Annotated in this window: 29 protein-coding genes; 15 read left to right on the top strand and 14 right to left on the bottom strand. The window is 31.1% G+C overall.

Annotated features, from left to right (window positions below):
* Nucleotides 1-11 precede the first annotated feature (11 nt).
* Nucleotides 12-668 (top strand): fructose-6-phosphate aldolase, encoded by a 657-nt coding sequence (fsa, locus tag NHF47_RS11885; protein WP_140996788.1) that lies wholly within the window; start codon nucleotides 12-14, stop codon nucleotides 666-668.
* An 80-nt stretch (nucleotides 669-748) separates the two neighbouring features.
* On the opposite strand, the gene NHF47_RS11880 is transcribed toward fsa, so the two are convergent.
* Nucleotides 749-2,152 carry a thioredoxin-like domain-containing protein gene (locus NHF47_RS11880; RefSeq protein WP_252765128.1) on the bottom strand — a complete coding sequence of 468 codons (1,404 nt, stop codon included), beginning with the start codon at nucleotides 2,150-2,152 and terminating at the stop codon, nucleotides 749-751.
* Nucleotides 2,153-2,314: 162 nt separating this feature from the next.
* Here NHF47_RS11880 and NHF47_RS11875 point away from each other — a divergent pair, with 162 nt between their 5' ends.
* The gene (locus tag NHF47_RS11875) at nucleotides 2,315-3,931 is read left to right on the top strand and encodes an ABC-F family ATP-binding cassette domain-containing protein (protein ID WP_252765127.1); all 1,617 of its coding nucleotides are present in this window, start codon (nucleotides 2,315-2,317) and stop codon (nucleotides 3,929-3,931) included.
* A gap of 103 nt (nucleotides 3,932-4,034) precedes the next feature.
* Here the strand turns inward: NHF47_RS11875 and NHF47_RS11870 are convergent, their stop codons facing one another.
* Nucleotides 4,035-4,382: a BLUF domain-containing protein gene (locus tag NHF47_RS11870; RefSeq protein ID WP_252765126.1), complete on the bottom strand. Its 348-nt coding sequence runs from the start codon at nucleotides 4,380-4,382 to the stop codon at nucleotides 4,035-4,037.
* 120 nt (nucleotides 4,383-4,502) lie between these two features.
* On the opposite strand from NHF47_RS11870, the gene pyrR reads away from it, so the two are divergent.
* The 6 genes from pyrR to pdxH all read left to right on the top strand — a co-directional run bounded on the left by pyrR (nucleotide 4,503) and on the right by pdxH (nucleotide 8,470).
* Nucleotides 4,503-5,045: a bifunctional pyr operon transcriptional regulator/uracil phosphoribosyltransferase PyrR gene (gene pyrR / locus NHF47_RS11865; RefSeq protein WP_252765125.1), complete on the top strand. Its 543-nt coding sequence runs from the start codon at nucleotides 4,503-4,505 to the stop codon at nucleotides 5,043-5,045.
* Nucleotides 5,046-5,070: 25 nt separating this feature from the next.
* A complete protein-coding gene (locus NHF47_RS11860; protein WP_252765124.1) occupies nucleotides 5,071-6,000 on the top strand; it encodes an aspartate carbamoyltransferase catalytic subunit in 930 nt (309 codons plus the stop codon).
* 86 nt (nucleotides 6,001-6,086) lie between these two features.
* Entirely contained in the window at nucleotides 6,087-6,419 is a 333-nt protein-coding gene (locus tag NHF47_RS11855; RefSeq protein WP_252765123.1) for a ribonuclease Z, read from the top strand.
* Between the two features lie 4 nt (nucleotides 6,420-6,423).
* Nucleotides 6,424-6,627 (top strand): hypothetical protein, encoded by a 204-nt coding sequence (locus tag NHF47_RS11850; protein ID WP_252765122.1) that lies wholly within the window; start codon nucleotides 6,424-6,426, stop codon nucleotides 6,625-6,627.
* 9 nt (nucleotides 6,628-6,636) lie between these two features.
* Nucleotides 6,637-7,542, top strand: a complete 906-nt coding sequence (locus NHF47_RS11845; protein ID WP_252765121.1) for a ribonuclease Z — start codon at nucleotides 6,637-6,639, stop codon at nucleotides 7,540-7,542.
* Between the two features lie 283 nt (nucleotides 7,543-7,825).
* Nucleotides 7,826-8,470: a pyridoxamine 5'-phosphate oxidase gene (pdxH, locus tag NHF47_RS11840; protein WP_252765120.1), complete on the top strand. Its 645-nt coding sequence runs from the start codon at nucleotides 7,826-7,828 to the stop codon at nucleotides 8,468-8,470.
* Between the two features lie 282 nt (nucleotides 8,471-8,752).
* Here the strand turns inward: pdxH and NHF47_RS11835 are convergent, their stop codons facing one another.
* Complete coding sequence (locus tag NHF47_RS11835; protein WP_252765119.1) at nucleotides 8,753-10,657, bottom strand: OmpA family protein; 1,905 nt, start codon at nucleotides 10,655-10,657, stop codon at nucleotides 8,753-8,755.
* Nucleotides 10,658-10,669: 12 nt separating this feature from the next.
* Nucleotides 10,670-11,578 (bottom strand): type IX secretion system membrane protein PorP/SprF, encoded by a 909-nt coding sequence (locus NHF47_RS11830; RefSeq protein WP_252765118.1) that lies wholly within the window; start codon nucleotides 11,576-11,578, stop codon nucleotides 10,670-10,672.
* A 240-nt stretch (nucleotides 11,579-11,818) separates the two neighbouring features.
* On the opposite strand from NHF47_RS11830, the gene NHF47_RS11825 reads away from it, so the two are divergent.
* The 5 genes from NHF47_RS11825 to NHF47_RS11805 all read left to right on the top strand — a co-directional run bounded on the left by NHF47_RS11825 (nucleotide 11,819) and on the right by NHF47_RS11805 (nucleotide 16,697).
* Nucleotides 11,819-12,334 carry a histidine phosphatase family protein gene (locus NHF47_RS11825; protein WP_252765117.1) on the top strand — a complete coding sequence of 172 codons (516 nt, stop codon included), beginning with the start codon at nucleotides 11,819-11,821 and terminating at the stop codon, nucleotides 12,332-12,334.
* Nucleotides 12,303-14,426, top strand: coding sequence for a polyphosphate kinase 1 (gene ppk1 / locus NHF47_RS11820; protein WP_252765116.1), 2,124 nt, complete (start codon nucleotides 12,303-12,305; stop codon nucleotides 14,424-14,426). Before NHF47_RS11825 ends, ppk1 begins: the two co-directional genes overlap by 32 nt.
* Before the next feature lie 30 nt (nucleotides 14,427-14,456).
* A complete protein-coding gene (locus NHF47_RS11815; protein ID WP_252765115.1) occupies nucleotides 14,457-15,347 on the top strand; it encodes a Ppx/GppA phosphatase family protein in 891 nt (296 codons plus the stop codon).
* Nucleotides 15,348-15,426: 79 nt separating this feature from the next.
* The gene (locus NHF47_RS11810; protein WP_252765114.1) at nucleotides 15,427-16,236 is read left to right on the top strand and encodes a hypothetical protein; all 810 of its coding nucleotides are present in this window, start codon (nucleotides 15,427-15,429) and stop codon (nucleotides 16,234-16,236) included.
* 47 nt (nucleotides 16,237-16,283) lie between these two features.
* Nucleotides 16,284-16,697, top strand: coding sequence for a hypothetical protein (locus NHF47_RS11805; protein ID WP_252765113.1), 414 nt, complete (start codon nucleotides 16,284-16,286; stop codon nucleotides 16,695-16,697).
* 39 nt (nucleotides 16,698-16,736) lie between these two features.
* On the opposite strand, the gene NHF47_RS11800 is transcribed toward NHF47_RS11805, so the two are convergent.
* From NHF47_RS11800 to dnaX, 5 genes are all read right to left on the bottom strand, one after another.
* Nucleotides 16,737-17,156, bottom strand: a complete 420-nt coding sequence (locus tag NHF47_RS11800; protein WP_252765112.1) for a hypothetical protein — start codon at nucleotides 17,154-17,156, stop codon at nucleotides 16,737-16,739.
* A 554-nt stretch (nucleotides 17,157-17,710) separates the two neighbouring features.
* On the bottom strand, nucleotides 17,711-18,271 hold the full coding sequence (locus NHF47_RS11795; protein ID WP_252765111.1) for an HAD family hydrolase: 561 nt from the start codon (nucleotides 18,269-18,271) through the stop codon (nucleotides 17,711-17,713).
* Complete coding sequence (locus NHF47_RS11790) at nucleotides 18,268-18,846, bottom strand: hypothetical protein (RefSeq protein WP_252765110.1); 579 nt, start codon at nucleotides 18,844-18,846, stop codon at nucleotides 18,268-18,270. The genes NHF47_RS11795 and NHF47_RS11790 overlap by 4 nt, the downstream gene beginning before the upstream one ends.
* Before the next feature lie 36 nt (nucleotides 18,847-18,882).
* Nucleotides 18,883-19,320, bottom strand: coding sequence for a DNA polymerase III subunit gamma/tau (locus NHF47_RS11785; RefSeq protein ID WP_252765109.1), 438 nt, complete (start codon nucleotides 19,318-19,320; stop codon nucleotides 18,883-18,885).
* 215 nt (nucleotides 19,321-19,535) lie between these two features.
* On the bottom strand, nucleotides 19,536-20,621 hold the full coding sequence (dnaX, locus tag NHF47_RS11780; protein WP_252765108.1) for a DNA polymerase III subunit gamma/tau: 1,086 nt from the start codon (nucleotides 20,619-20,621) through the stop codon (nucleotides 19,536-19,538).
* Nucleotides 20,622-20,709: 88 nt separating this feature from the next.
* On the opposite strand from dnaX, the gene NHF47_RS11775 reads away from it, so the two are divergent.
* Entirely contained in the window at nucleotides 20,710-21,477 is a 768-nt protein-coding gene (locus tag NHF47_RS11775; RefSeq protein ID WP_252765107.1) for a DUF3667 domain-containing protein, read from the top strand.
* A gap of 1 nt (nucleotide 21,478) precedes the next feature.
* On the opposite strand, the gene NHF47_RS11770 is transcribed toward NHF47_RS11775, so the two are convergent.
* Nucleotides 21,479-22,888: a serine hydrolase domain-containing protein gene (locus tag NHF47_RS11770; RefSeq protein WP_252765106.1), complete on the bottom strand. Its 1,410-nt coding sequence runs from the start codon at nucleotides 22,886-22,888 to the stop codon at nucleotides 21,479-21,481.
* Between the two features lie 311 nt (nucleotides 22,889-23,199).
* Between NHF47_RS11770 and NHF47_RS11765 the strand changes: the two genes are divergently transcribed.
* A complete protein-coding gene (locus tag NHF47_RS11765; RefSeq protein ID WP_374670171.1) occupies nucleotides 23,200-23,547 on the top strand; it encodes a GIY-YIG nuclease family protein in 348 nt (115 codons plus the stop codon).
* A gap of 523 nt (nucleotides 23,548-24,070) precedes the next feature.
* On the opposite strand, the gene NHF47_RS11760 is transcribed toward NHF47_RS11765, so the two are convergent.
* The 4 genes from NHF47_RS11760 to NHF47_RS11745 all read right to left on the bottom strand — a co-directional run.
* Nucleotides 24,071-24,568: a hypothetical protein gene (locus tag NHF47_RS11760; protein WP_252765105.1), complete on the bottom strand. Its 498-nt coding sequence runs from the start codon at nucleotides 24,566-24,568 to the stop codon at nucleotides 24,071-24,073.
* A 347-nt stretch (nucleotides 24,569-24,915) separates the two neighbouring features.
* Entirely contained in the window at nucleotides 24,916-25,410 is a 495-nt protein-coding gene (locus NHF47_RS11755; RefSeq protein ID WP_252765104.1) for a hypothetical protein, read from the bottom strand.
* Nucleotides 25,411-25,557: 147 nt separating this feature from the next.
* A complete protein-coding gene (locus NHF47_RS11750; RefSeq protein ID WP_252765103.1) occupies nucleotides 25,558-26,229 on the bottom strand; it encodes a DUF4919 domain-containing protein in 672 nt (223 codons plus the stop codon).
* A gap of 145 nt (nucleotides 26,230-26,374) precedes the next feature.
* Nucleotides 26,375-26,722: hypothetical protein (locus NHF47_RS11745; protein ID WP_252765102.1), on the bottom strand; the 348-nt coding region annotated here is incomplete at its 5' end.

Here is a 26,722-nt window from a genome sequence, read left to right as displayed (position 1 = left end):
AACAAAAAAGTATGAAATTTTTTATTGACACAGCTAATTTAGATCAAATTAAAGAAGCACAAGCGTTAGGAGTATTAGATGGTGTAACTACCAATCCTTCTTTGATGGCAAAAGAAGGTATAACTGGGAAAAACAATATTCTAAAGCATTACGTTGACATATGTAATATTGTTGATGGTGATGTAAGCGCAGAAGTAAATGCAGTGGATTATGATGGAATGATTAAAGAAGGAGAAGAATTAGCAGATTTGCATGAGCAAATCGTTGTAAAATTACCTATGACTAAGGAGGGAATTAAAGCATGTAAATATTTTTCTGATAAAGGAATTAAAACGAATGTTACTTTAATCTTTTCTGCTGGTCAAGCTTTATTGGCGGCAAAGGCTGGAGCTACCTACTGTTCTCCTTTCTTAGGTCGTTTAGATGATGTATCTACAGATGGTTTAAATTTAATTGATGAAATTCGTCAAATATATGATAACTACGGTTTTGATACACAAATTTTAGCAGCATCTGTGCGTCATACCATGCATGTTGTAAATTGTGCTAAAATTGGTGCTGATGTAATGACAGGTCCTTTATCTTCCATTTTAGGGTTATTAAAGCATCCTTTAACAGATATTGGTTTGGCTCAGTTTATTGCTGATTTTGAAAAAGGAAATAAATAGAATTCTGATTTCATATTAAAATAAAAAAAGAGCGGTTTTATTTGAAAACCGCTCTTTTTATTTTTATGAAGAATTAATAATTATAAGTTCTTTTCGAAATGAGCATCAAATAAATTTGCAAAAGCATTTTTAATAGACCCATCAGGATTTAAAATAATAGTTCTATGCACTTTGGTAATTACCCAATTTTCTTTAATTTCATCAAAATTAGTTGCTTTTAATTCCACGACATCTTTAAAATTATACTTTTTAAAGGTTTCTAACCAATTTTCTTTGGAATCATTAATATTAATTGCAATAAAATTAATGTTTGGATGTTTTTCTTTTAATAAAATTACCTTTTCATGAACGGATTTAATATGGGACTCAGCATGAGTAGTCCAAAAGAAAACTACAGTTTCCTGATTCTTAATAAAATCATTAATAGAAACGTTTTTAGAATCTTTGTCAATTAAATCGATTTTCGGTAGTTGATTACCCACTTTTAAATTTTGAACCGCATTATAAATTTGAGTTACTTCTCTATGTTTTTCTTCATCTGAAGAAAGCTCAATATAGCGATCAATAAATTTTTTATTATTGTACATGTTTTGATCTTCTAAAAGATACATGTATGCAATATTATTGAGAACTATATTTTTAACATTTTGATCTTTTAATAGGGTATCTGCTATATTTAATTTTGCAATATTTTTTTCTAGCGATTTGGTTTCGAGTTTACATTTCCCTTTCTCATAAGTTACATTATTTAGTAAAGCCGAAACATATTTTATAAATGGTGAAAAACTACCAAGTTCAGGATTATTAAGATTTAATGATTTTCGATAAGAGTAATAATCTTTAGGTAATTTGGGACAAATATTTTCTCCCGTTTTATATTCATGTACATAGGGATATAATTCTTTTTTATAAAAATAATGTAAATCCACGCCCGCTTGAGCTACTGCATCAAAATTATCATTCCAATTAATCTGAGATTTTCTTTTTTGATAGTAAGTTCTTCTGTTTTTATAACTCGAATCAATTGCATTTGTGTAGGTTTCTAGATCTTTATCTAAAATGTCATATAAATTTGAACGATCTTGTTCGTTTTTTAAATATAAATCAATTAAGAAGTTATTTTTTTCATCACCTCTTCCACAAAACGACAAAGAATTGTCAAAATCTAATGAATTCAAACGAATCATTAAACTGTCATTTTTATCAAAATAAATGTATTGAAATTCAGGAGCATGTTTAAAGGTGTAAAGGCCTGGAGCTAACGAATCAAACTTATGCAAAAAACGATTGTTTTTATCTAGAAAGATGGTATCAATAACGGTTTCATCCTTCATGAATAAAACGTAGTTGTCTTGAGGATTAATAATTTCTCCACCAAAATAAGCCACATAATTGTCTGATTGAAAGACTTTTTTACAAGAAAATAATGTGGTTAAAGCTAAGATAGATAAGGGTAAAAAGTATTTAATATTGTTTTGAATCATTTATTAATTTACTAATTATTAGAGAACAAAAATAAATTTTACATGTTAAAGGTCTTGTTAATGATGCGTTAAAATAAGCATAATATAACTTATAGCTCCATTAGGATTCCAAAACTGCATATTTTTTTCTACTTTTGCAACAATTTTATAAAAACAATAATAATGTTAACAGTTTCTAATTTATCAGTTCAATTTGGTAAACGTATTTTATTTGATGAAGTAAATGTAACCTTTACTCAAGGGAATTGCTATGGAATCATTGGCGCTAACGGTGCTGGGAAATCTACTTTTTTGAAAATTTTATCAGGTGAGATTGACCCTACATCAGGAAGAGTCATACTAGAACCAGGAAAACGTATGTCGGTTTTAAACCAAAATCACAATATGTTTGATGAATATACGGTTTTGGAAACAGTTTTAATGGGAAATAAAGTCTTACATGCTATTAAAAGTGAAATGGATGCTTTGTATTTGGATTATACCGATGAAAATGCAGATAGAATAGGAGAGTTGCAGTTGCAATTTGATGAAATGAATGGATGGAATGCCGATTCAGATGCTGGAGCCATGTTATCTAATTTAGGTATTTCATCAGATTACCATTATACTTTAATGAGCGAATTAGAAGGAAAATTAAAAGTTCGTGTCTTATTAGCACAAGCTCTTTTTGGAAATCCAGATGTATTGATAATGGATGAGCCTACCAATGATTTGGATTTTGAAACGATTGGTTGGTTAGAAAATTTCCTAGCAAATTATGAAAATACTGTATTGGTTGTTTCACACGACCGTCACTTTCTAGATGCTGTTTGTACACATGTTTCTGATATCGACTTTGGAAAAATTAATCATTACTCTGGTAACTATACATTTTGGTATGAGTCAAGTCAATTAGCAGCCAAACAAAAAGCACAACAAAACAAAAAAGCAGAAGAGAAAAAAGCAGAATTAGAAGAGTTTATTCGTCGTTTTAGCGCTAACGTAGCAAAATCAAAACAGGCTACTTCACGTAAAAAAATGATTGAAAAATTAAATTTAGATGAGATTAAACCTTCAAGTAGAAGATATCCAGCTATTATTTTTGAAACGGAGCGTGAAGCTGGAGACCAAATTTTAAATGTACAAAATTTAAGTGCTTCCATTGATGGAGAGGTTTTGTTCAGCAACGTAGATTTAAACATGGCAAAAGGAGATAAAGTTGTTGTCTTTTCAAAAGATTCTCGTGCTACAACTGCCTTTTATGAAATATTAAATGGAAATCAAAAACCTGATTCTGGTACTTTTGATTGGGGAATTACAACAACTCAATCCTATTTACCAGCTGAAAATCATGATTTCTTTAAATCCGATTTAAACTTAGTAGATTGGTTACGCCAATGGGCAAAAACAGAAGAAGAAAGAGATGAAGTATATGTGCGTGGTTTCCTTGGAAAAATGATTTTTTCGGGAGAAGAAGCCTTAAAAAAATGTAATGTTTTATCAGGAGGTGAAAAAGTACGTTGTATGTTATCTCGAATGATGATGCTTCGTGCCAATGTATTAATGCTAGATGAACCAACCAATCACTTAGACTTAGAGTCTATTACAGCTTTTAATAATTCCTTAAAAAACTTTAAAGGTTCCGTTTTATTTACAACTCATGATCATGAGTTTGCTCAAACCGTTGCCAATAGAGTTTTAGAAATTACACCAAAAGGAGTAATTGATCGTTATATGACTTTCGATGAATATTTAGAAGATCCAAAAATTAAAGAACAAAGAAAAGCAATGTATGCTTAAAATATGAATCCCGATTGCAATCGGGATTTTTTTATTTTATATTCATTTTTTCTTTGTTGGATTTTAAAAAAGTTGCAATAAAAGTAGAAGCAATTAAATCATCTTAATCACTAATAGGTTGATAGGAATCAGTTTTACTTGTTTGATTATCAAAATCTTTATCAATAGAGTTAAAACCCATATGCCATTTGGGATAAATTCGATGCGAAACTTTACCTTCAAAGACTTTAATGATATTTCGATGTCGCTGATCCATGTTTATTTTGGCATACAAGGCTTTAATTTTTTTTTGTTTGCCTTCAATAATTTGAAGAAAATTGCCATCGGAATACAAGAGTAAACCTGTAATATCATTTGCTTCATTGCTTTTTCTTGAAGCATTTAATAAGGTCAGAATTTCTTCGTTTGTAAATTTGGTTGTAGCAGAACTTAGATAAATAATTCGATACATAATTTACTGAGTTACATTGCCTTATAAAGATACGAATTTATTTACATTTTTAAAACTTTTTTTTACCAAATTAAAATTGAGATTTTTATTGTAAATTTACACACCAAACAATACAACACAATGAGTCAAAAAATATTGCTAACTGCTAAAGAGGTCAATATCATATTACATCGTTTGGCTTGCCAACTTATAGAAAATCATCTTGATTTCTCCAATACTATTTTAATAGGAATTCAACCCAGAGGAAAATTTTTAGCACAGCGATTAGCAACCGTTTTAAAAGAGGAATATGGGATTATAAACCTTCAATTGGGATTTTTAGATATCACTTTTTTTAGAGATGATTTTAGAAGAGGAGAAAAGCCATTAGAAGCCAATAAAACTGAAATCAATTGTATAGTTGAAGACAAAAAAGTAGTTTTCATTGATGATGTATTATATACTGGTAGAAGTATTCGTTCCGCATTAACAGCTATTCAATCTTTTGGAAGACCTTCAGAAATCGAATTACTAACTTTAATCGACAGAAGATTTAGTCGTCATTTACCCATTCAACCCGATTACAGAGGCAGACAAGTAGATGCAATTAATGACGAAAAAGTGGTAGTAAAATGGAAAGAAAATGACGGTGAAGATTTAGTATTATTAGAACAAAAAAAATAACAACAACGACAACACAACAACCTAAATGAAAGAATTATCAGTAAATCATTTAATTGGAATTAAGCACATTAATAAAAATGATATTGATTTAATTTTTGAAACGGCAGATCACTTTAAAGAAGTTATTAATCGTCCTATTAAAAAAGTGCCTTCCTTAAGAGATATTACTATTGCTAATATTTTCTTTGAAAATAGCACCCGTACCAAGTTGTCTTTTGAACTGGCTCAAAAGAGACTTTCGGCAGATGTTATTAGCTTTTCAGCTGCACAATCGTCCGTTAAAAAAGGAGAAACACTAATTGATACGGTAAACAACATCTTATCTATGAAAGTAGATATGGTGGTTATGCGTCATAGCAGTCCAGGCGCAGCTCATTTTTTATCACAAAATGTAAATGCAAGTATTGTAAATGCTGGTGATGGTGCACATGAACATCCTACACAAGCTTTGTTAGATAGTTATACCATTAGAGAAAAACTAGGTGAAGTAGCAGGTAAAAAAATTGTAATAGTGGGAGACATTCTGCACTCTAGAGTTGCCTTATCCAATATTTTTGCTTTACAGTTACAAGGTGCAGAAGTTAAAGTTTGTGGACCAAAAACATTATTACCAAAATATATTGAATCTTTAGGTGTAAAAGTCGAACCGAGCCTTCGTAAAGCATTAGAATGGGCAGATGTAGCGAATATGCTTCGCGTTCAAAACGAACGTTTAGACGTTAATTATTTCCCTTCTACCAGAGAATATGCACAGCAATATGGTGTTACCAAAGAGTTTTTAGATTCTTTAGATAAAGAAATTGTAATTATGCATCCTGGACCTATTAATAGAGGCGTAGAAATAACGTCTGATGTGGCAGATTCTCAACAATCTGTTATTTTAAACCAAGTAGAAAATGGTGTTGCTATACGCATGGCTGTTATCTATTTATTGGCTAGTAAGATTAAACAATAAAGGCTTTTATTTTGCTATTTTTTAAAAAAAAACAAGTATTTTAGTTACAAATTTAAGTAAAGTCATTAAACGATGTAATTTATATCATGAAAGTAGATAAAAAAGGACATACAACTATATTGAGAGAAACCAAAGGGGATATACTTGCTTTTATTGATAATGTTTCCAATCAATATGCTTCTTATAAAGATCAAAATCTTATCTTAGATGTTACACAAGATAAAAATGTAACAATTTCTGATATTATTAATTTTAAAAAATTAGCCAAACAACATCAAAAAGCCAAAAAATCTTTTGTAATTGTTAGTGATGCAGTTGAATTTAATGAATTGCCAGATGATTTAACTGTTGTACCTTCTCTATTGGAAGCACATGATATTATTGAAATGGAAGAAATTGAACGTGATTTAGGTTTTTAAAAAAATGGATTTTTATAAAAAAAATACAGGAATCAATAATGTAAGAATTGGAGTAGCCATTGCTGCTTTGGTTTTACTTATCATCAATATTTATCTTTCTATTTCGGAAGGAGAAATTAAATACTTAGCTATTATTGCAAATGTACTATTAATTGTGAGCCTGTTTATTTCATTAAGAGATAGCAAGAAAGATAATGCCCAAACTTAAATTACCAATTTGAAACTAACCATATTAGGTTGTTATGCAGCCACGCCTCGAACGATTACCAATCCAACAGCACAAGTTTTAGAAATAAAAAATCAGATGTTTTTAATTGATTGTGGAGAAGGAACACAAGTACAATTACGAAAACATAAAATTAAGTTCTCTAGAATAAACCATATTTTTATTTCTCATTTACATGGAGATCATTTTTACGGTTTAGTAGGTTTAATTTCTACCTTTATGCTTCTTAATAGAGAAAATGACTTGCATGTATACGGACCAAAAGGAATTAAAGAGTTAATTTTAATGCAATTAAGAGCTTCAGGTTCGTATACTGGATACCAACTTTTTTTTCACGAATTAGAAGGAACTGAAAGTGAAACTGTTTTTGAAGACGAAAAAGTGGTGGTCAAGACCATTCCATTGAAGCACCGAATTTATACCAATGGCTATCTATTTCAAGAAAAGAATCAACAACGAAAACTGAATATTGAAGCCGTAGAAAAGCATAAAATTGATACCTGTTATTATCAAAAAATTAAATTTGGAGGAGATATTATTTTAGAAGATGGTACAATTATATTAAATAAAGAGCTAACTTTCGACCCAGAGCCAGAAAAAAGTTATGCCTTTTGTAGTGATACGGTTTATAACGAAAATATTCTACCCATTATAAGTGAGGTTGATGCTTTGTATCATGAAACTACTTTTTTAGAAAGTGAAGCGCATTTAGCTGAAAAGACCATGCATACAACCGCAAAACAAGCTGCAACTATAGCTTTAAAAGCTAGAGTTAAAACCTTAATTATGGGACACTATTCCACTAGATATGGAAATATAGAATTATTTAAAGAAGAAGCTCAAACTATTTTTAATAACGTAATTTTAGGAGATGATGGAAAAGAAATCGAACTCTGAAACATATTTTACCAAAATTATTAGATTCTTGTATAATTTTTTTACCAAGAAAAAAAAATAATTTTTAGTAGCGCAAATTGGATGCTTTCTTGGCTATGCAATTCCTGCTGTTTGTTGCAATCTTTTTTAGATTGTTAGACCCATTTTTGTCCAAACCAATTTAAAATAGTACCTGTAAAAAAGGATTTTCACTGCCATCAGGGCTAAATTATCACTTTTTTAGTACTTGTTAACGCATCCAATTCTTAGCTTATTACTACCTTTGTAGTCTAATTTTATAATCATGTCAGATTTAAGTAATTATAGAAAATCTTACGAAAAAAGCGAACTTTTAGAAACAAACCTACCAGAAGATCCGATTAATCTTTTTAATCGATGGTTTCATGAAGTGGAAGATTTTGGAGGTGTAGATGAAGTGAATGCCATGACAGTTGCTACGTTAGGCTTAGATGGTTTTCCTAAAAGTAGAGTGGTTTTATTAAAAAAATTCAATGAAGAAGGTTTTATTTTTTATACCAACTATGAATCAGAAAAAGGGAAGGCTATACTTTCAAATCCGAATATTTGTTTGTCTTTTTTCTGGCATTCAATGGAACGCCAAGTGATTATAAAAGGAATTGCCGAGAAAACCTCTTCTCAGGATTCCGATAATTATTTTGCATCTAGACCAGTAGGCAGCCAATTAGGAGCATTGGTTTCTCATCAAAGTGAAATTATTCCCAATAGGACTTATCTGGAAAATAAGTTAAAAGATTTAGAGCAAAAATTTGAAAATAAAGAAGTGCCTCGACCAGATTTCTGGGGTGGATTTTTAGTACGACCCGTCGAAGTAGAATTTTGGCAAGGAAGACCCAATCGTTTACATGATAGAATACGATATAAATTGTCAGAAAAATACTACTGGAATATTGATAGATTATCCCCATAAATCCTAAATTGAGTTAAAAATGTTAAAATTTAGTGTATTTCATCGATTTTATTTGCAGTTAAGCGATTTTGTTGTATCTTTGTCTTGTAAATATGTAATAAGAGATATTTACAAGATTAAAAATCGATTTATACCTTTTTGCCCTGAATCGTATAAATTTTAAAATAAGAAAAAAGTATTTATAATATATAAATTTTTCATGTTTGTTTATTTGTTTGTTAAAAAGGCATTACTACCGCCAACGTAATGCCTTTTTTCTTTTCTTATTGTGATTAAAGTGAATTATTCCACTTTGGTAACTATAAATTCACTTCTACGATTTTTTTGATGGTCTTCTTCGCTACAATACACACCATCAGCGCATTCATTTACTAGTTCTACTTCTCCAAAGCCTTGTGCGGTTAATCGCTCTGCTTCAATTCCATTTGCAACCATAAACGCAAATGTAGATTTAGCTCTGCGGTCAGATAATCCTTCATTGTATTTATGAGTTTGTCTACTATCGGTATGGGAACGGATAGCCACATGCATTTTAGGGTATTCTTTCATTACTTCAATCACTTTTTGAATATCTCTGGCTGCATCAGGTCTAATATTGGATTTATCCAAATCAAAATAAATAATACTAATATCAAAGACCTTGGCTAAATCGGTTCCAATTTCAAAAGGAAAAATAGTACGTTGTAATTGAATTTCCATTGAAATGGAAGTATTTACAGGTTCAATAGGTTGTTCAACCGTTTCGTATTCTGGGTGTTGCGTACGCAAAAAATATTTTTTATGGCATTCCATTTCGATCCAATAAAAGCCATCTTTGTAGGTAACATTGGTATTTATTGGATTTCCTTCTTCATCTTGTAAAGTTATCATTGGGTTTAAAATGGCATCTTGCGTTTGTGTATCGGTAACGTGGAGATTAACAGTAACTTTACAAGGTTTAAATTGGTAAATATCATCAAAACCTAAGCCTTCAGTTCTATTTGAAGTGAAATATCCTGTTTTTAAATCTTTAGTTATGAATCCAAAATCATCTGAAACACTATTTATTGGTTTTCCCATATTAATAGGTTTTTGGAAAGAAGAATTTTCATAGTTTGATTCAAAAATATCTAAACCACCATAACCAAGATGTCCGTCTGATGCAAAATAAAGTTTCCCATTTGGTGCTAAATATGGGAAGGATTCTCTTCCAACCGTATTAATTAAGTCACCTAAATGCTCCACTTTTCCATACTGATTGTTATCTTTTATTGCTACTTTAAAAATGTCGGCTCCTCCTAAAGTTCCAGGTCGATCCGACGCAAAATAAAGTGTTTTTTCATCAACACTTAAAGCAGGATGAGCCGTGTTAAAATTATCACTATTTATGGGAAGTTCCTTAATGTTAGTCCATGTTCCATTACTAAAACTGGCTTTATAAATTTTAAGAAGTGTTGTGTTTTCTTTATTCTTTCCTTTATCTCTTCCTTTTTTGCCTTCCAAATAATTATTTCTGGTGAAATACATGGTTTTTCCATCTTTGGTAAACACAGCTGTTGCTTCATTGAATTGACTATTTACAGTTGATGAAAAATTTATGGGTTGAAAAAATAACGTATCATTTTGTTTAGAAGCTTTATATAAATCGGTAAAATTTTGTTCCGTCCACTGATGTGTTTTTTTTACCAAAGCTAAATCTGATCGGGAAGAGGCATATACAATTTCGTCATTATAATAAGCTGGTCCAAAGTCATAATATGGAGAGTTTAAATTAGTACTTTGAACAATATATGAGTTCTTATGAGTTACAAGGGTAGTAAAATTAAATAAAGAATCAGTGACATTTGTGCCTATTTTTTCATAATATACTTTTAAATAATAGGAAGCTTCTTCATAATTTTCGATTCTTTTTAAAGTTTGAGCATATCTATAATAGTATTCGGGTTCTATTTTACTTTCTGGGGTATCAAAAAGGGATTTGTACCAAAGAGCCGCTTTTTGTAAATCACCATTAAAATAGTAGGCATTGGCAATTTTTTTGATTAATTCTGGAGATTTATATCCTTTTTCTACTACTTTTTCATAGATTTTTATAGCATCAATATAAGCGTATTTTTCATATTTCTTATCAGCAATAGCTATAGCTGTTCTTTGCGCGACGCTATAGAGGCAAAAAAAAGAGGTGAGAAGTAGTAAAATTTTCTTCATATTCATTTACTATTAAAAAAATCGAGGTGCGGTAATTCGGGATGATTGATTAAATTCATAACGCAAAAAGATTTCATGCGAACCCGAATTATAATTACGAAGTTGGGTAGTTTCTGAATCATATCCATAACCAATAAACCATGATTTTGAAATTTGAAAGCCTATTAATCCACTCAAAGCAGCTTCCCATCGATAGGCAACGCCTAAGGTTAATTGGTCTTGAATTAAAAAATTAGCCGTAAGATCTATTTGCAAAGGCGCACCTTCCACTATTTTTGTTAGTACTGCAGGTTTAAAATCTAAATTTTCATGCAAACTAAACACTTTACCAGCTAATAAATAAAAATGCATTTTTTGTTTAAAAATAGCTAGAGAATTATCGTTATATCGATAACTTTCCCAAAAATTAGGAACGGATATACCGGCATACGTATTTTCTGAAAATAAATAAAGACCTACACCTAAATTAGGAGAAAATTTAGTGTTTATATTTTGAAATTCAGGATCATTTTGATGATAAAGGGTAAGTTTGCCTACATCTAAATGAAACAAATTGACCGATGCATTCAAACCAACAGCTAATTTATAGGTATTAGTAAGAGGTACAAAATAGGCAAGATTAGCACTAATCAAATGGGTAACTGTGGGACCAATTTCATCTCTAGTAAATGATAAACCCGCTCCAAAATTACTAACACCTAAAGGGGTATGAATGGAAAAATTACTGGTAACTGGAGCACCATTCAAACCTAACCACTGATTTCGATGCAACAAAAATATACTCATGATATCTCTACTTCCTGCATAAGCAGGATTAATTTGTAAGGTGTTATACATATATTGCGTGTATTGCGAATCCTGTTGAGAAAAAGCAAACAAAAAAGGAAACAACGTAAAGATGAAAAATACAATTTTTAGCATAGGCGTAAGACCCTCTTTATTCTTTAGTAATAAAGTTATATAAAAATAAGATTTAATTTCTATATAAAACATTTTCTTTAAAGATATAGTAGTAAAATGATACTTAATTTGTGAATATTTAGCCGATTTTTTCAAAACAAAGCTCTTTTTTTTAGAATTTAATTTTCTAGTTAATTTTTGAATAAAATGTTAGTTTATATAAAAAAAAAACACTTACTTTATATGACTAAATAAATGATTATGAAAAATTTAATCCTTATTCGTCACTCCAAATCAAGCTGGGATTTACCTGTAAACGATATTGAAAGGCCATTATCTAAAAGAGGAATTCATGATGCTCTATTAATATCTTCAAATATTGAAACGAGTCTACCAAAGTCATTTATTGTATGGTCGAGTAGTGCTAAGAGAGCTAGAGAATCGGCTATGATTTACTCTCAAAATTTAACAATTCCATTTGAAACGATTATCATCAAAGATGAGCTGTATACTTTTGATGAAAAAAGATTGGAAGAAATCATAAAAAAATGTGAAAATCGATATGATAACCTAATTCTTTTTGGACATAATGAAGCTATTACAAATTTTGTTAATAAATTTGGAAGCCTTTTTATAGATAATGTTCCAACTTCAGGTTTTGTATCAATGCAATTTGATATTGATGATTGGACCCATCTTAAAAAAGGAGAAACTATAAAAACCGTTTTCCCAAGTCATTACAAAAATGAGCAACATACAGCAAAACAAATACATTGATAGAGAAAAAAGTTGGCTTACATTTAACGCTCGAGTTTTACAAGAAGCAGCTGATGAATCGGTACCGCTTTTAGATCGTTTGCGATTTTTAGGAATTTTTTCAAATAATTTAGACGAATTTTTTAGAGTGCGTTATGCGGCTATCCGTAGAATGCGCTTTGAAAACGTGGATAGTGAAAAAATTTTAGGAGGAATCTCTGCCGAACAATTGCTAAAGGAAATTACAGAAATTGTAATTGAACATCAATCTGAAAGTTTACGTATTTTAAGTGAAATTGAGCAAAAGCTTGAAAAAGAGAATATTTTTATTCTTAACGAAAAACAAATTTCCAAAGAGCAAGAACTTTTTATTCGCGATTACTTTATTCAAACTGTTAGTCCCGCTATTGTGACAATCATGTTAAATGACTTGGATAAATTTCCTTTGTTGAAAGATACATCGGGTTATTTAGCGATTAAATTGGTGATGAAACCAGAACAGGAAGGTACTAATGAAGAAAAAGAAATTCGTTATGCTGTAGTTGAAATTCCGAGTACCATTAACCGAATTGTAGTTTTACCTTCTAACTCTGAGAAACAGTTTATCATTTTATTAGATGATGTCATTCGTTTGAACTTGAATTCTATTTTTAATATTTTCAATTACGAAAGTATTTCCGCTCACATGATTAAGATTACAAGAGATGCTCAGTTAGAATTTGATAGTGATTTGAGTAAGAGTTTTATCGAAAAAGTTTCGGACAGCGTAAAAGAAAGAAGAGTAGGTGAACCCGTTCGTTTTGTGTATGATCAAGCCATCGGAAAAGATACCTTAGCTTTTTTACTGGAACGTATGCATATTGATAGATCCGATAGTATTATTCCAGGTGGAAGGTATCATAATCGGAGAGATTATATGAATTTTCCAAACTTAGGACGTTACGATTTGTTGTACAAAAAAAATCCACCCTTATCGATTCCTGGATTAAATTTGGAAGGAAGTATTTTAGAAAAAATCCGCCATAAAGATTATCTGTTAAATGCTCCTTACCAATCGTTCTCTTATATTATTAAGTTTTTAAGAGAAGCGGCTTTGGATCCAAAAGTAGTTTCTATTAAAATTACCTTGTATCGTTTGGCTAAAAACTCACAGATTATTAGTTCTTTGATTAATGCAGCTAAAAATGGTAAAAAAGTAACCGTTCAAATTGAATTACAAGCCCGTTTTGATGAAGCGAGTAATATTTCGTATGCTGAACAAATGCAAACGGAAGGTATTCATCTTATCTTTGGAATTAAAGGGTTAAAAGTACATAGTAAAATTTGTTATATCGAAAGAATTGAAGAAGCTAAAATTAGGAGATATGGTTTTATTTCGACAGGTAACTTTAATGAAAATTCAGCGAAAGTATACACCGATGTTACTTTGTTTACTTCCAATACGCCTATTTTAAAAGATGTTGCTAAAGTTTTTGATTTCTTCGAGATCAATTATAAAGTACACCGATACAAACATTTATTTGTATCTCCTCATTATACGAGATCCAAATTTATTAAGTTAATTGATCGAGAAATTATGAATGCACTTTCTGGAAAAGAAGCTTATATTAAGCTGAAAATGAATAGCGTTTCCGATTTTAAAATGATTGATAAACTGTATGAAGCGAGTAATGCAGGTGTTAAAATTCAAATGATAATTAGAGGGATATGTTGTTTGATTCCTGGTGTGAAAGGCATGAGTGAAAATATTGAAGCCATTAGTATTGTAGATAATTATTTGGAACACTCGCGAGTATATATTTTTGGAAACAACGGTGAACCAGAAATTTATATTTCTTCGGCTGATTTTATGACCCGAAACATTGATGCACGTGTAGAAGTAACCTGTCCTATTTACGATGAAGAAATTAAAAAGGAATTAATAGAAACCTTTGAAATTGGCTGGAAAGCAAATGTAAAAGCACGAATTCATTCTGAAAATTTAAAAAATGAATACCGAAAAGTAGATGGCGAAAAACCATTTAGAGCCCAATTAGAAATGTACAATTATTACAAAGAAAAAATGGAGGCAGCTACGGAAAAAAATAAAGTAACCAAAATTGAAGAATTGTAAACCCATACATTGCTTCAAAATTAGAACTAAATGATTACATTAAAAAAATATGCAGCTATAGATATTGGTTCCAATGCCATGCGTCTATTAGTTACTAATATTGTAGAAGAACAAGGAAAACCTGCTCAATTTAATAAAAGTTCATTAGTACGGGTACCTATTCGTTTAGGTCAAGAAGCCTTTACCGTGGGAGAAATTTCGGATGAGAATATTGACCGAATGGTAGACGCTATGAAAGCCTTCAAATTGCTGATGAAAGTGCATAAAGTTGAAAAATATAAGGCTTGTGCTACTTCTGCCATGCGAGAAGCCATTAATAACGATGAAATTTTGGCTCTTATCAAGAAAAAAGCAGATATTAAAATTGAAATTATCGATGGTAAAAAAGAAGCATCCATTATTGCTTCTTCCGATTTAAAACAGTTTATCAATTCGGATAAAACCTTCTTATATGTAGATGTAGGTGGTGGAAGTACCGAATTTTCTATCTTTTCAGGTGGTAAAATTGTGGCCTCACGCTCCTTTAAAAATGGTACGGTACGTTTGTTAAACAACATGGTAAATGATATAGTATGGACAGAAATTGAAAAATGGATTAAGACCGTTACAGCACCTTACGAAGAAATTACCATGATTGGTTCTGGTGGAAATATCAATAAATTGTTCAAATTATCAGAAAAACATCAAGAAAAACCACTTTCGTATTTGTATATCAATTCGCAGTATCAAAAATTGAATAGTTTAACCTACGAACAGCGAATTTCCGAGTTAGGTTTAAATCCCGATCGTGCCGACGTTATTATTCCCGCAACTCGCATTTATTTGAGTGCAATGAAATGGAGTGGCGCAAGGCAAATTTTTGTACCTAAAATTGGACTTTCTGATGGTATTGTGAAAGCCATGTATTACGGACGCATTTAATAAAGAGAAGGCTTTAGTTTTGATATGATTTAAAATAAGTTTTTAGTATCTTTACTCTAAACAAATTAATTATACTAACATGAAGCGTAGATTATTAAAAACGATGCTATTAACCTTGCTCTTTTTTTCTAATCAAAAACTAGTTTCCCAAATAGGAATTGGTACCACCTCACCCGATCCTTCTTCTATTCTTGAGATAGAAAGTACTAATTCAGGCTTGCTAATTCCTAGAATAAGTTTGTCTTCTACAACAGATACAGTTACCATTCCTTCACCAGCCACAAGTTTATTGGTTTATAATACCAATGCTATTGTAGGAGTTGGGTTTTATTATTGGGATGGAACTTCTTGGACGCCTTTAAACGGAGCCGATAAAATTGAGAATCTTGTGGACGGAGCTTCTGACCAACTCTACAATGTTGCTTTAGGAGAAAATGCGGGAACACTTTTTGTACCAGATCCGAGTCCTTTTGCTGCTAACGGGAAATATAATGTTGCAATAGGAATTGATGCTTTAGCAACTTCTGATACAGGCGGAAAAAATGTGGCCATAGGTTATAAAAGTATGGAATCTACAACTACCGCGACACATAATGTTGGTGTAGGAAATACCACTTTGCAATCTACCTTAGGTGGTTCTGAAAATACTGCAATTGGAAATGATGTATTGCAAAAAAATGTCAATGGGAATAATAATACGGTAGTGGGTGCCTTTGCAATGAAATATAATATTTCGGGTTCGTCTAATGTAGCTATAGGTTCAGGTACAATTGAAAATTTGACTAGCGGTGATTTTAATATTGCAATAGGTAGACTAGCTGCTACCAATCAATCTGGAGGAAACAATAACATTACTATAGGAGGACTTACTTTGATCCCGTTAATTTAAGTGGAAGTAACCAACTCAATATAGGCAATATTATTTATGGTATCGATATGGATGGAACAGGTACAACCGTTTCAACAGGAAATATTGGAATCAAAGAAAAGGCACCCTCTAGTGCAATGGATATTAATGGGTCTCTCGCTACGGCAATTTTATATCAATCAATACCCGTTAGTACGCAATTTGATTTAACAAGTAATCATCATAGCCTAATTGCAGAGTATAATTCTACTACAGGAACCGATATTTCCACGGTGCGACTTCCAGCGGCTTCTTCTTGTCCTGGTAGAATTTATGTGATTAAATTAATTGTTTCAAACATACAACCTACTACTGGAGGACTTCAAATTACTTCTCTAGGTGGCACAATAGATGGAAATGCAAGTCAATTGGTACAAACCAATAAAGAAACCTTAACCTTGCAAAGTGATGGAAGCAATTGGTGGATTATATCAAAATTTTAATTCTTGTTTAAGAAAATAGGAAACTAATAGAATATCAATTTATTTAGAGAATACGTATTCGTTTTTCTCTAAAGTCAATTTTTCTATCCAAGGTATTTCAGAGTGATAAAACCGAAATTGATTCTTGTTTTTACCATCAAATCTTCCAGAACTGTTGGTAAAATCTAAAGTATATTTTTGATCTAAATCACTCGCATTGGTATAAAAATGAATCACGTTTTTGATGACTTTCCAGGTGCCTTTACCATACACATTTTCATCTTTACTGATTGACTGTCCTAAATTTCTAAAAAAATGAAAGGTAAAGGTGCTATCGGATAAAATTTGTAGTTCGTATTCCAAAACCTCATTTTTTACGGTTTTAATTTTCTTTTCATAAATTCCCACATAGTTGTCGTTTTGTGCATTGGAAACAAAAGAAAATAAGAGTAATAATAGGAGTGAAGTATAATTTTTCATGGTTTTAATTTTTAAAAATATATCAAAAATGAAGCCAAAATACATTTAAATATAAGCTAATCCACAGGAAGCGCATTTCTGATTTTGTGGATTTGTTTTATTTCCGCAAGCAGGACAAAAATTACTTATTTCGATAATTTCTTTTTGATTGACTATCCAGGTTTTTAAAACGTTTAAATTAGTTTCTTCGATAAAATGGATGCTTCTCTTTTTATTTTTTGGAAAAGAAAAAGGAATAGCTAGATTTTTTGTAACAATAGCGTAGAATACTTGAAATGTATTATTTTCTTTGGAATAACCTATAATAAAAAATAGGAACTAATTGATGTAATCTTTTGATAAAATGATAGTTCGGAAATCACCGACTGTTTCTGACCTATAGCATGATGTTCTCGATAGATTAATTGTTTATTATTTAAAAAAGTCAGTATTTCACTTTGCAATAGAATAGGTCTCATAAAAAGTGGAAGCAATATATAACGAACTATCAATAAGAAAATGAATAAAAAAAATGAAAATACAATCAAAATTGGTACTATTTGTCCGTCCATAACTTAAAAATTTTTCCAGTTTCTTTTTTCTAGAGTTCTTACATTTTCTACTTCTTTTATAGAAATGAGATAGTCCAATAATAATGGTAATTCACTGTCATTAGAATCTCCTAAGAACTCCGTTGGATAAATGGCATTTCCATAATTGTATTTGCATTTTCTAGGTGTATCATCAACAATTAGAATGTCTTCTAGTCTTGCAAACTTTTTTTTAGCCACTTTTTTGAGTATTTTGACATAATTCATATGATTAAAATAATCAAAATAACCATAATCATCTATATTTTGGGAATCAATTTGTAAGGTACATTTGGATCGTCCCCACACAAACTCTAAAGGGTAATTTTCAGGAAAAATTTTAGCAACAATCTCAGCCACATAATCATCAGAGGCAGAAGACCAAACCGCAACTTTAAAATGATTTTTTAATTCCGAAAGAAACACGTCTAAAAAAGGGCGTTTGTATACAAAATAGTTGAAAACTTGAAAGGAATATTTTTCATGAATCTTCTTTTTTGTGGCATGTATTAATGTTTCATCCAAATCGAGTACAATTAATTTCATTCATCCTTTTTTTTACTTTTAATTATGCTATCAACGGTTCTTTGAGCAAGACTATCTATAGACATTTCTTTACCCGTTTGAGTATCTATATAATGTAACTCATTAGGAGAGATGGTTTCTAAACTTTTAGGTGTTGTAAGATAGTTATTTAAAGAAAATAAATATAAAATTAATATAGGAAAAACATGAAATACAACTAAGATGTTTATGATACGACTTTTCCAATGGTATCGCTTCCAATTTTGAACGAATACCTTATCAATACTTTTTAAGATGATTACTAAATAGAAAAATAAAAATAATAAAACAATAAAAATAGAATAGAAAAGAATGCCAAATCCAATTATCAAAAGTTGAAAAATAAGGCTAATTAAACTGTAATTAAAAATTAGAGAATTGATTTCTAAATTGATTTTTTTCCTTTTTGTAATTTCATAAAGCACAATGATAAGGATATACGAAGTTAAAACATAAGAAAATTGAAATAAATAAGATTTTATAGTTAAGATACTAATGTAAATTACGATAGTAATAAATAGAAATATGTAAGTGATGTTTCTTTTAGAAAAATTCATTAATTAACGAATTAAAGATAATATTTGATTCAAAAACTACACATCCAAATCAAACAATTTCTTCAACAATTCAATATTTGGATTAATGGTTTTTAGTTTTTCAAATTTTTCTTGCGGTGTAAATGCATATTTGGTCTCAGAAACTTCGTTTACCTTAACTTCAATTGTAATATCGTGATTGTGTAGTTTTCCTCTTAAATAGCCTAAAAGATCATGATAACCACTTAAAAATTCTTCTTTCGTACTTTGGTTGGGTAATTCTAAGGTAATTGTGGTACCATTCAAAATAGGATCATTCATTTGCATGTAAGTTGCCATTAAACGTTTTCCTTGATCGGTTAAGCGTTGGGCAAACTTATTCCACAACAAGAGCATATCGGTTTCAGTAAAAGCTTCTGTGGGTAATTCTTCGTGATGTTTTTGATGTAAAGCTTGTTTGGCTTCTAATTCTTTCTTCGCACGAATACTCGACAAAGATAAAGCCGATATTTTTGGACTGGTATCTGTTTGTGGTTTGTTCTCCGTTAGCTGTTGCTTGTTCTCCGTTGGCTGTGGTTTGTTTTCAGTAACTTGACTTTCAACTTTCGGCTTTGGACTTTCGACTTCAGCCTTCGGACTTTCAATTTCAGGCTTTTGAGTTTTAACTTCCGTTATCGAATAACCACCATTTCTAAAATAAGTAGCAGGAATTATAAAGGACTTAGCTTTTTTTTTTCTCCATCGATAGTGATAGAGGCCAATTGCATTAAGCAGAGTTCTACAAGCAAACGCTGATTCTGACTCGTTTTATATTTTAAATCGGTATCATTTGCCAATTCAATGCCTTGTAATAAAAAGGATTGTGTCGCTTTTTGTGATTGAGCAGCATACAAACTTTGCGCTTGTTCCCCTGCTTCTAAAAGCGCTAGAGTAGCTGGGTTTTTGCATACTAATACATCTCTAAAATGTGATGCCAAACCAGCAACAAAATGATGACCGTCAAATCCTTTAGCTAAAATATCGTTATAGGCTAAAAGCAATTCAGGAATTTTATTCTCTAAAATTAAATCGGTGATTTTAATATAATATTCAAAATCAAGGACGTTTAAATTTTCGGTTACGGCTTGACGCGTTAAATTGGTACCGCAATAGGAAACCACTCGATCAAAGATAGACAAAGCATCACGCATCGCACCATCAGCTTTTTGCGCAATAATGTGCAAAGCATCATCTTCAAAAGTTACGCCTTGTTCTTTGGCAATTTCTGCTAAATGTTCTTTGGCATCAGTAACCGTAATACGTTTGAAATCAAAAATTTGACAACGCGATAAAATCGTTGGGATAATTTTATGTTTTTCGGTAGTCGCTAAAATAAAAATGGCATGTTTAGGCGGTTCTTCTAACGTCTTTAAAAAAGCATTAAAAGCAGCCTGAGACAACATGTGCACCTCATCAATGATATATACTTTGTATTTTCCCGTTTGTGGAGGGATGCGTACTTGATCGATAATACTACGAATGTCATCTACACCATTATTGGAAGCAGCATCCAATTCGAATACATTAAATGAAAAATCTTCATTGGGGTCATCGTAACCTTCCTGATTGATTTTTCGTGCCAAAATACGCGCACATGTGGTTTTACCAACACCTCTCGGACCTGTAAATAGTAAGGCTTGAGCCAGGTGATTGGTTTCAATGGCATTCAACAAGGTATTGGTAATAGCTTTCTGTCCCACAACATCTTTAAAGGTTTGCGGACGGTATTTTCGAGCTGATACTATAAATTGTTCCATTGCAGTAATTGAATTACAAATATAGTGTACAAATTATGATTATTCAAAAGTAAATTTAATATATATTTGAAAAATAATAGGTCAAACCATGGAGTGTAAAAATTGCTTGAACCAGTTAACTAATAATCAAAAGTTTTGCCCAGAATGTGGAGGAAAAGTAGGAGTACAAAGAATTACTTTTAAAACTATTTTCGAAGAGTTTTTGGATAAATTCTTTAATATTGACAATAAATTCTACCAAACCTTTCTCACCTTATTGAAACAACCACAGGAAGTAGTTTCGGGTTATTTAGAAGGGAAGAGGGTACGCTATTTTAATCCGGTTTCTTATTTTGCTTTTGCCTTAACCTTATCGGGTTTGTACTTTTATTTGGTACAAAAAGGGTTTATCGATTATGGACAATTGATGGATGCTTCTGCGGCTTCTTATGATAACGAAATGCAAAAAGAATTGGCCTTAAAAATCAATTCGTATATTGTAGAATATTCGAATGCTTTTGCGGTGCTTTTTATTCCATTATATGTGTTTTTTACCAAAGTCTTATTCTCGAAATACAAGGATTACAATTGGGCCGAACATTTTATCATCAATATTTATCTGTATTCGGAAGCAGCTATTATCAGCACTGTGGTCTTGTTATTTTCGGCATTTAATAAAGAAATAATAGTAGTGATTAATATGCTAATGTTTTTCTTTCAGTTGGCTTATTTTACCTATTCCCTTCGAAAAATATTTGGTCTCAGTATCAAAGCCATGTTACTGCGAGTTTTTTTCTTTGTAATGTTGATTGCGAGTTTCTTTCTTTTAATCCTAATTGTTGGTGTTGTTATTGGAATTCTAACGCATAAAGGGTAAGTTACTGTTTCAATTTGGCTTTACATCGCTTTATTTTTTCTTTTATTACTTCATTTTCCGAATGCATCGTATAAGCTTTTTCGTAAGCAGTTATCGCTTCGTCATACTTAGCTAATTGTTCTAAATTTTGCCCTCTAATATCATAAACTTCCCAATCATCGGGTAATTCTTGCATCATTATAGCACTCAATTGATTACTGATACGATAATTTCCTTTTCCAAAATGAAAACGTTCTAACCAATAGATGTCAATAATGTTTTGCGGATAATTCTCTTTCTTGAATTTATTGTATTTTTCAAACAATTCCATGGTGTCTCCATTGTCAATTGCAGCGGCTAATTCATAAGCAATAGTTCTTTCTGGATGAAAGAGTGAAAATGAGGGATGTAAAATAGCGATACCAAGATCATCCACAACAGTCACAGAATTGGAAAGCACCACAACTCCCACTTGCGTTTTTTTATTAAAGCCGATAAATGAAATATAACCTCCAGTACCACCATTATGCAATACAATTTGAGTGGTTTCATCGGGTGTTAGTACAAACCAACCTTCTTTATAGAAAAGTTTGTCTTTTCCCAGATTTGGAACACCTGTTGGGATAAGTTGGTTTAACAAATTTGGGAGAAATAAAGGATTGGTTTCCTTTTGGTATTTTAAATACAGTAACAAGTCTTGGGTGTTACTAACCAATCCACCTGCATACCTACTCGGACCTGTAAAATGCCAATGGCTATTGGTCGTGCCAATATTGGTTGGTTGTGCAAAATTATCGAGCTGTTGTTGAGGAACCTGAAGTAATGTGTTTTTCATACCGATAGTTTCCAATAAGTTTCCCATCAGCGTTTCATAAGATTTGTGAGTGGCTAATTCAAGCGTTCTGCCTAGAATACTGTAACCTAAATTAGAATAGCGCCATGTGTAAGAAGTATCGGTTTGCAATTGTCGTAATTCTGCTTCCAAAATAGCATTGGAATACCCATGAAAAGGATCACTCCAATTTTTAGGTGTAAACTGATTGGATAGTCTTGGAAGACCCGCAGTGTGATTTCTTATATTAAAAATAGCAATCGAATCCAGCCGAGGGTTTTTAATTTTCGAAAAATACTCTGGTAAAAACGTATGCAATGCGTCTTTTAAATGAATAGAAGTAAGTGTAGCCGTAAAAGTTTTGGTGACCGAACCTATTTCGTATAAAGTCAAACTATCGGGTTGCTTGTTTGATTCATTAATTGAGCCAAAATTATAGAATTGAGTGGTATTGTCAGGCAATAAAACACCTATAGCTATACTAGGATTAATTTGAAGTGAGACACGTCTTTGGATTTCTTGTTGTAATTCGTTGGTTAGGGTTTGACCCAAAAGAGAACCCGTAAAGACCATTAATAAAAGAGTAATAAGATATTTCAAAGCAATTAGTTTAGGCTTATAGCGTGAATGCAATAATTGAGATTTCAAAAATAAGCAAAACGGATTGGATTCAAAAGGAAGCTAAGTAAACAGAAAACATTTCATAAGCAGTCACAAAAAATAATGTCTTCACCATACTCCTTTATGAGTAACTTAACAACAAATAATATTTGAATGAGACCCTTACAGGGTGACAATATTGAGTATAAAGTTTGTGGTTAAATTATGTTTGGTATTACTAAAAAACATTCTCCACAATCTTGTCATGCTGAAAGCATCCCATTAGAAGATTAAAAAAAGTATTATATTTAATGCTTATTCTATTCGCCATGCAACATTTTAATGAAGGATCATACACCTATTATGTTTATATTTTAACGAATAAACATCGAAATACTTTTTACATTGGAGTAACCAATAATTTAACGGTAAGATTGCAACAACATTTAGAAGCAATAAAAAACAAAACCAATACCAATACTTTTGTTGCTAGATATTCAGTGGGTAATCTAGTCTATTACGAAAAATTTTCATGGATTCAATTAGCTATTGAAAGAGAGAAAGAATTGAAAAATTGGAAAAGAGAAAGAAAAATAGAATTGATTCGTTCTTATAATTATAATTTCGAATTTTTAAATGATCGATTTATTAAAGAATAATTCATCTTTTTACTTTACTTATGAGACCCTTACAGGGTGACAGTATTGGGCTTAAATTATGTTTGGTATTATCTCCACAATCTTGTCATGCTATAAGCATCCCATTAGCTTGTAAAACGTATAGTTAAAATCTTATGAGACCCTTACAGGGTGACAGTATTGAGTGTAAAGTTTGTGGTTAAATTATGTTTAGTATTTATAAAAAACATTCTCCACAATCTTGTCATGCTATAAGCATCCCATTAGCAGGTAAAACGTATATTTAAAATCTTATGAGACCCTTACAGGGTGACAATATTGAGTATAAAGTTTGTGGTTAAATTATGTTTGGTATTACTAAAAAACATTCTCCACAATCTTGTCATGCTGAAAGCATCCCATTAGTTGGTATAGCTCTCTCTTAAAGTAATAAGTAAGAATTCAAAAATAAATTAAAAGTTATACAAAAAAAAGAGTGCCTTTGCGACACTCTTTTACCAATAATTCAACAAACTAGTAAACAGGATTATTTTTAAAACTATCCTTATTCGGTAGTCGTATTATTTTTGGTTACCAACGTACTGCTGGCACTGGTATTTGGGAAAAACTGTCTCAGTTCGTCTACTTTTCCAGTAAAACCAGGCGTTTTGGTTGTGGATTTGTACTTACTAAAATCATAATCGGTGAGGGCATCTTGGTAATTGTCGTAATCGTGTACAATTTTAAAGTCACTCAACATACGGGTAATCGTTGCCAAACGGTCTAAACGGGTATCGGCAAAAAGACGATCTTGAAAATCGGCTTCAAATTCTACCCAATCCACATCGGGAGAAGCCAAGCTACTTTGCGTTTGTTGAAATTCGCGGCATTTGTTTACCAATAACTTATTGGTCTCATTAATGCTACCAAACTTTTGACGGTCATCGTTAGATAAGTTTTGAGTAACCGAAGTTAAATTCGCTTCAATGCTCGCCAAAGCATCATCAATAGCTTGTTTCTGTGCTGGAGTAATGTGGTATACTCCTAAATTGTTTAATGACATATTTGTACTATTAATTTGTTATAAGAAACTATTTACAAATGATATGCCATAAATTGCAAGAAATGTGTTATAAATATGTTAAATGCATGAAAAAACCTAAAATTTTACGTCTCTGTACGTAAAACTTTAGGTCCTGAACGTAAAATTTTACGTCTGCTACCGTAAAATTTTACGTCTCCCTACGTAAAATTTTGGGTCTCTTACCTAAAATTTTAGGTCTCCAACCTAAACGTTTAGGTCCTTGAGGTAAAATTTTAGGTTATTGGGGTAAAAATAGAGATGTTTTAGGAAAAGGAGTTCTTTGAAAGAGTTTAGTGATTGGTAAAAACGATGTTGGGCGTTGGTTTTTATTCATTTATAGATTCTATATCACCCGTTTGGTATAATCTTTCAATAAAAGGTTTAAGTTGTTGCCAATTAATTCCTTCTATTTCTTTTTTGTATTTTTCAGTTGATTTCATGTAAGATAAAAGAAACCAACTATCAATATGCCCAAACTCTGGATGATTACTTAATACAACCTCTACTAGTTGTTTATTCTTTTTATTATAAAATCCACATTCACAACCGTGAAAAGCATAATTCCAACGTTTAGAAAGTTCACCATTTATAGGTATTTCTTCGTTATTTCTTGAAATTAATTTTTCGTAATCTTTTTCGTTTTCAATATCAAGCCCATATTTTTCTGCAAGTTTACGCATCAATTCTTTACCGTCACTTCGATAATCAATTATGGCTTCTTTAACAACATCAAGTTTTATTTTGATAGTATTCTTTTTAAAGTATTTCAACCATTTTTGTATCATTTTTTTGATGTAGAATTTTTGTTTGACGGTTTTCATAAAATCATATAAAGGTTTAGGCTATGAGTAGTTGAGTGAATTTACCCTAAAAGTCAACAAGTACAAAACTCATTGTTGAATTTTTAGTGAAAATTCTTAAGTAGCCCAAGTTTAGCAATTGTTACAAATGGCTGTTAGCACAAGTATTTATTTCTTATTTATAATTTCTTCATGTCTAATCATTGATCTTGAAGCGTCAAAATAGATTTCGGTTGCTTTATAATATTCTCCAACTTCGTTCGTAAATCTATCACAATGTCCAGATAAACCTTGGCGACTAACTTTAGGAATTTCAAAATAGTCATAAATCATAATGTACTCGTCGGAAACATATATAACTTTAAATGCGTTTTCACAGCTTGAACCATTTCCACTTAAAGAAATTACTTTTCTAATATCTCTAAATCTTTTTTGATATTTCTTCCATTCAGATTCAGGCTTTCCCAATTTAAATAAGGCATAAGCTAATTCATCATTACCACGCAAGCTAACTGGATTTTTTTCTAGGATTTTTTGAGCTTCTTTCACAACATTTTCATAGTCATTGTTTTTTGCAAAGGTTAGAAGTTGTTCTTCTCTAGGTTGATTTTTTAAGTAATCTTCTTGAAATGAAAAACCATAATATATTAGTGCATTCTCTTCTACTGTCAATGTATTATCAAACTCATTGAATCTTTTGAGAAGTTTTGGATAATAGCTTTCTGAATTTACATTTTCTACTTTCGATTTTATCTCCTCGAAGTTGATCCTGATTTCATCTTGCGCAAATGAAATTTCAAAGAAGAATAGGACTAATAATAAGAGTAGGTGTCTTTTCATGATGGTTGGTAATATTGGTGCTATGGTTTTGACGCTTGACGAGGTTGCGAGCTTCAGAACTGATTATTTTCTGTTAAAGATAAAATTTCTTGCGAGAGAAAAATGTGATTTTTTGCACATTTTTCGCAATCTAGCAAAACCACTGTTAGCGGCTAGCTTTTTCTTTTAAGCGATTAGATTCTTTAAATGCAATCAAAAGATCTGTATAATTTGAGAAATTTATAGGTTGTCCCAACAAATCTTGTCTTCCAATTCCTTTAAAAATTCTATTTTTCTTTTTTTTATTAAAATCTGTGGAGTAAGAAATAGTATTCCAATTAGACCAATAAGGTGAAAAATCATTCCATAAGTAACCTGTCATTATTGGTTTTTTATTGTCGGTCATAATGAATTGAATACCATATAAACTTCCTTTTAGTTTACTTAGTTGTTTTCTACCTGATTCGGAAAAAATAATTTCGTTTTTGTCTAAATCTAACATCAAGATTTCTTC

Source organism: Flavobacterium sp. NRK F7, assembly GCF_024054195.1.
GTDB lineage: Bacteria > Bacteroidota > Bacteroidia > Flavobacteriales > Flavobacteriaceae > Flavobacterium.
This window is presented reverse-complemented; position numbering and strand designations above follow the sequence as displayed.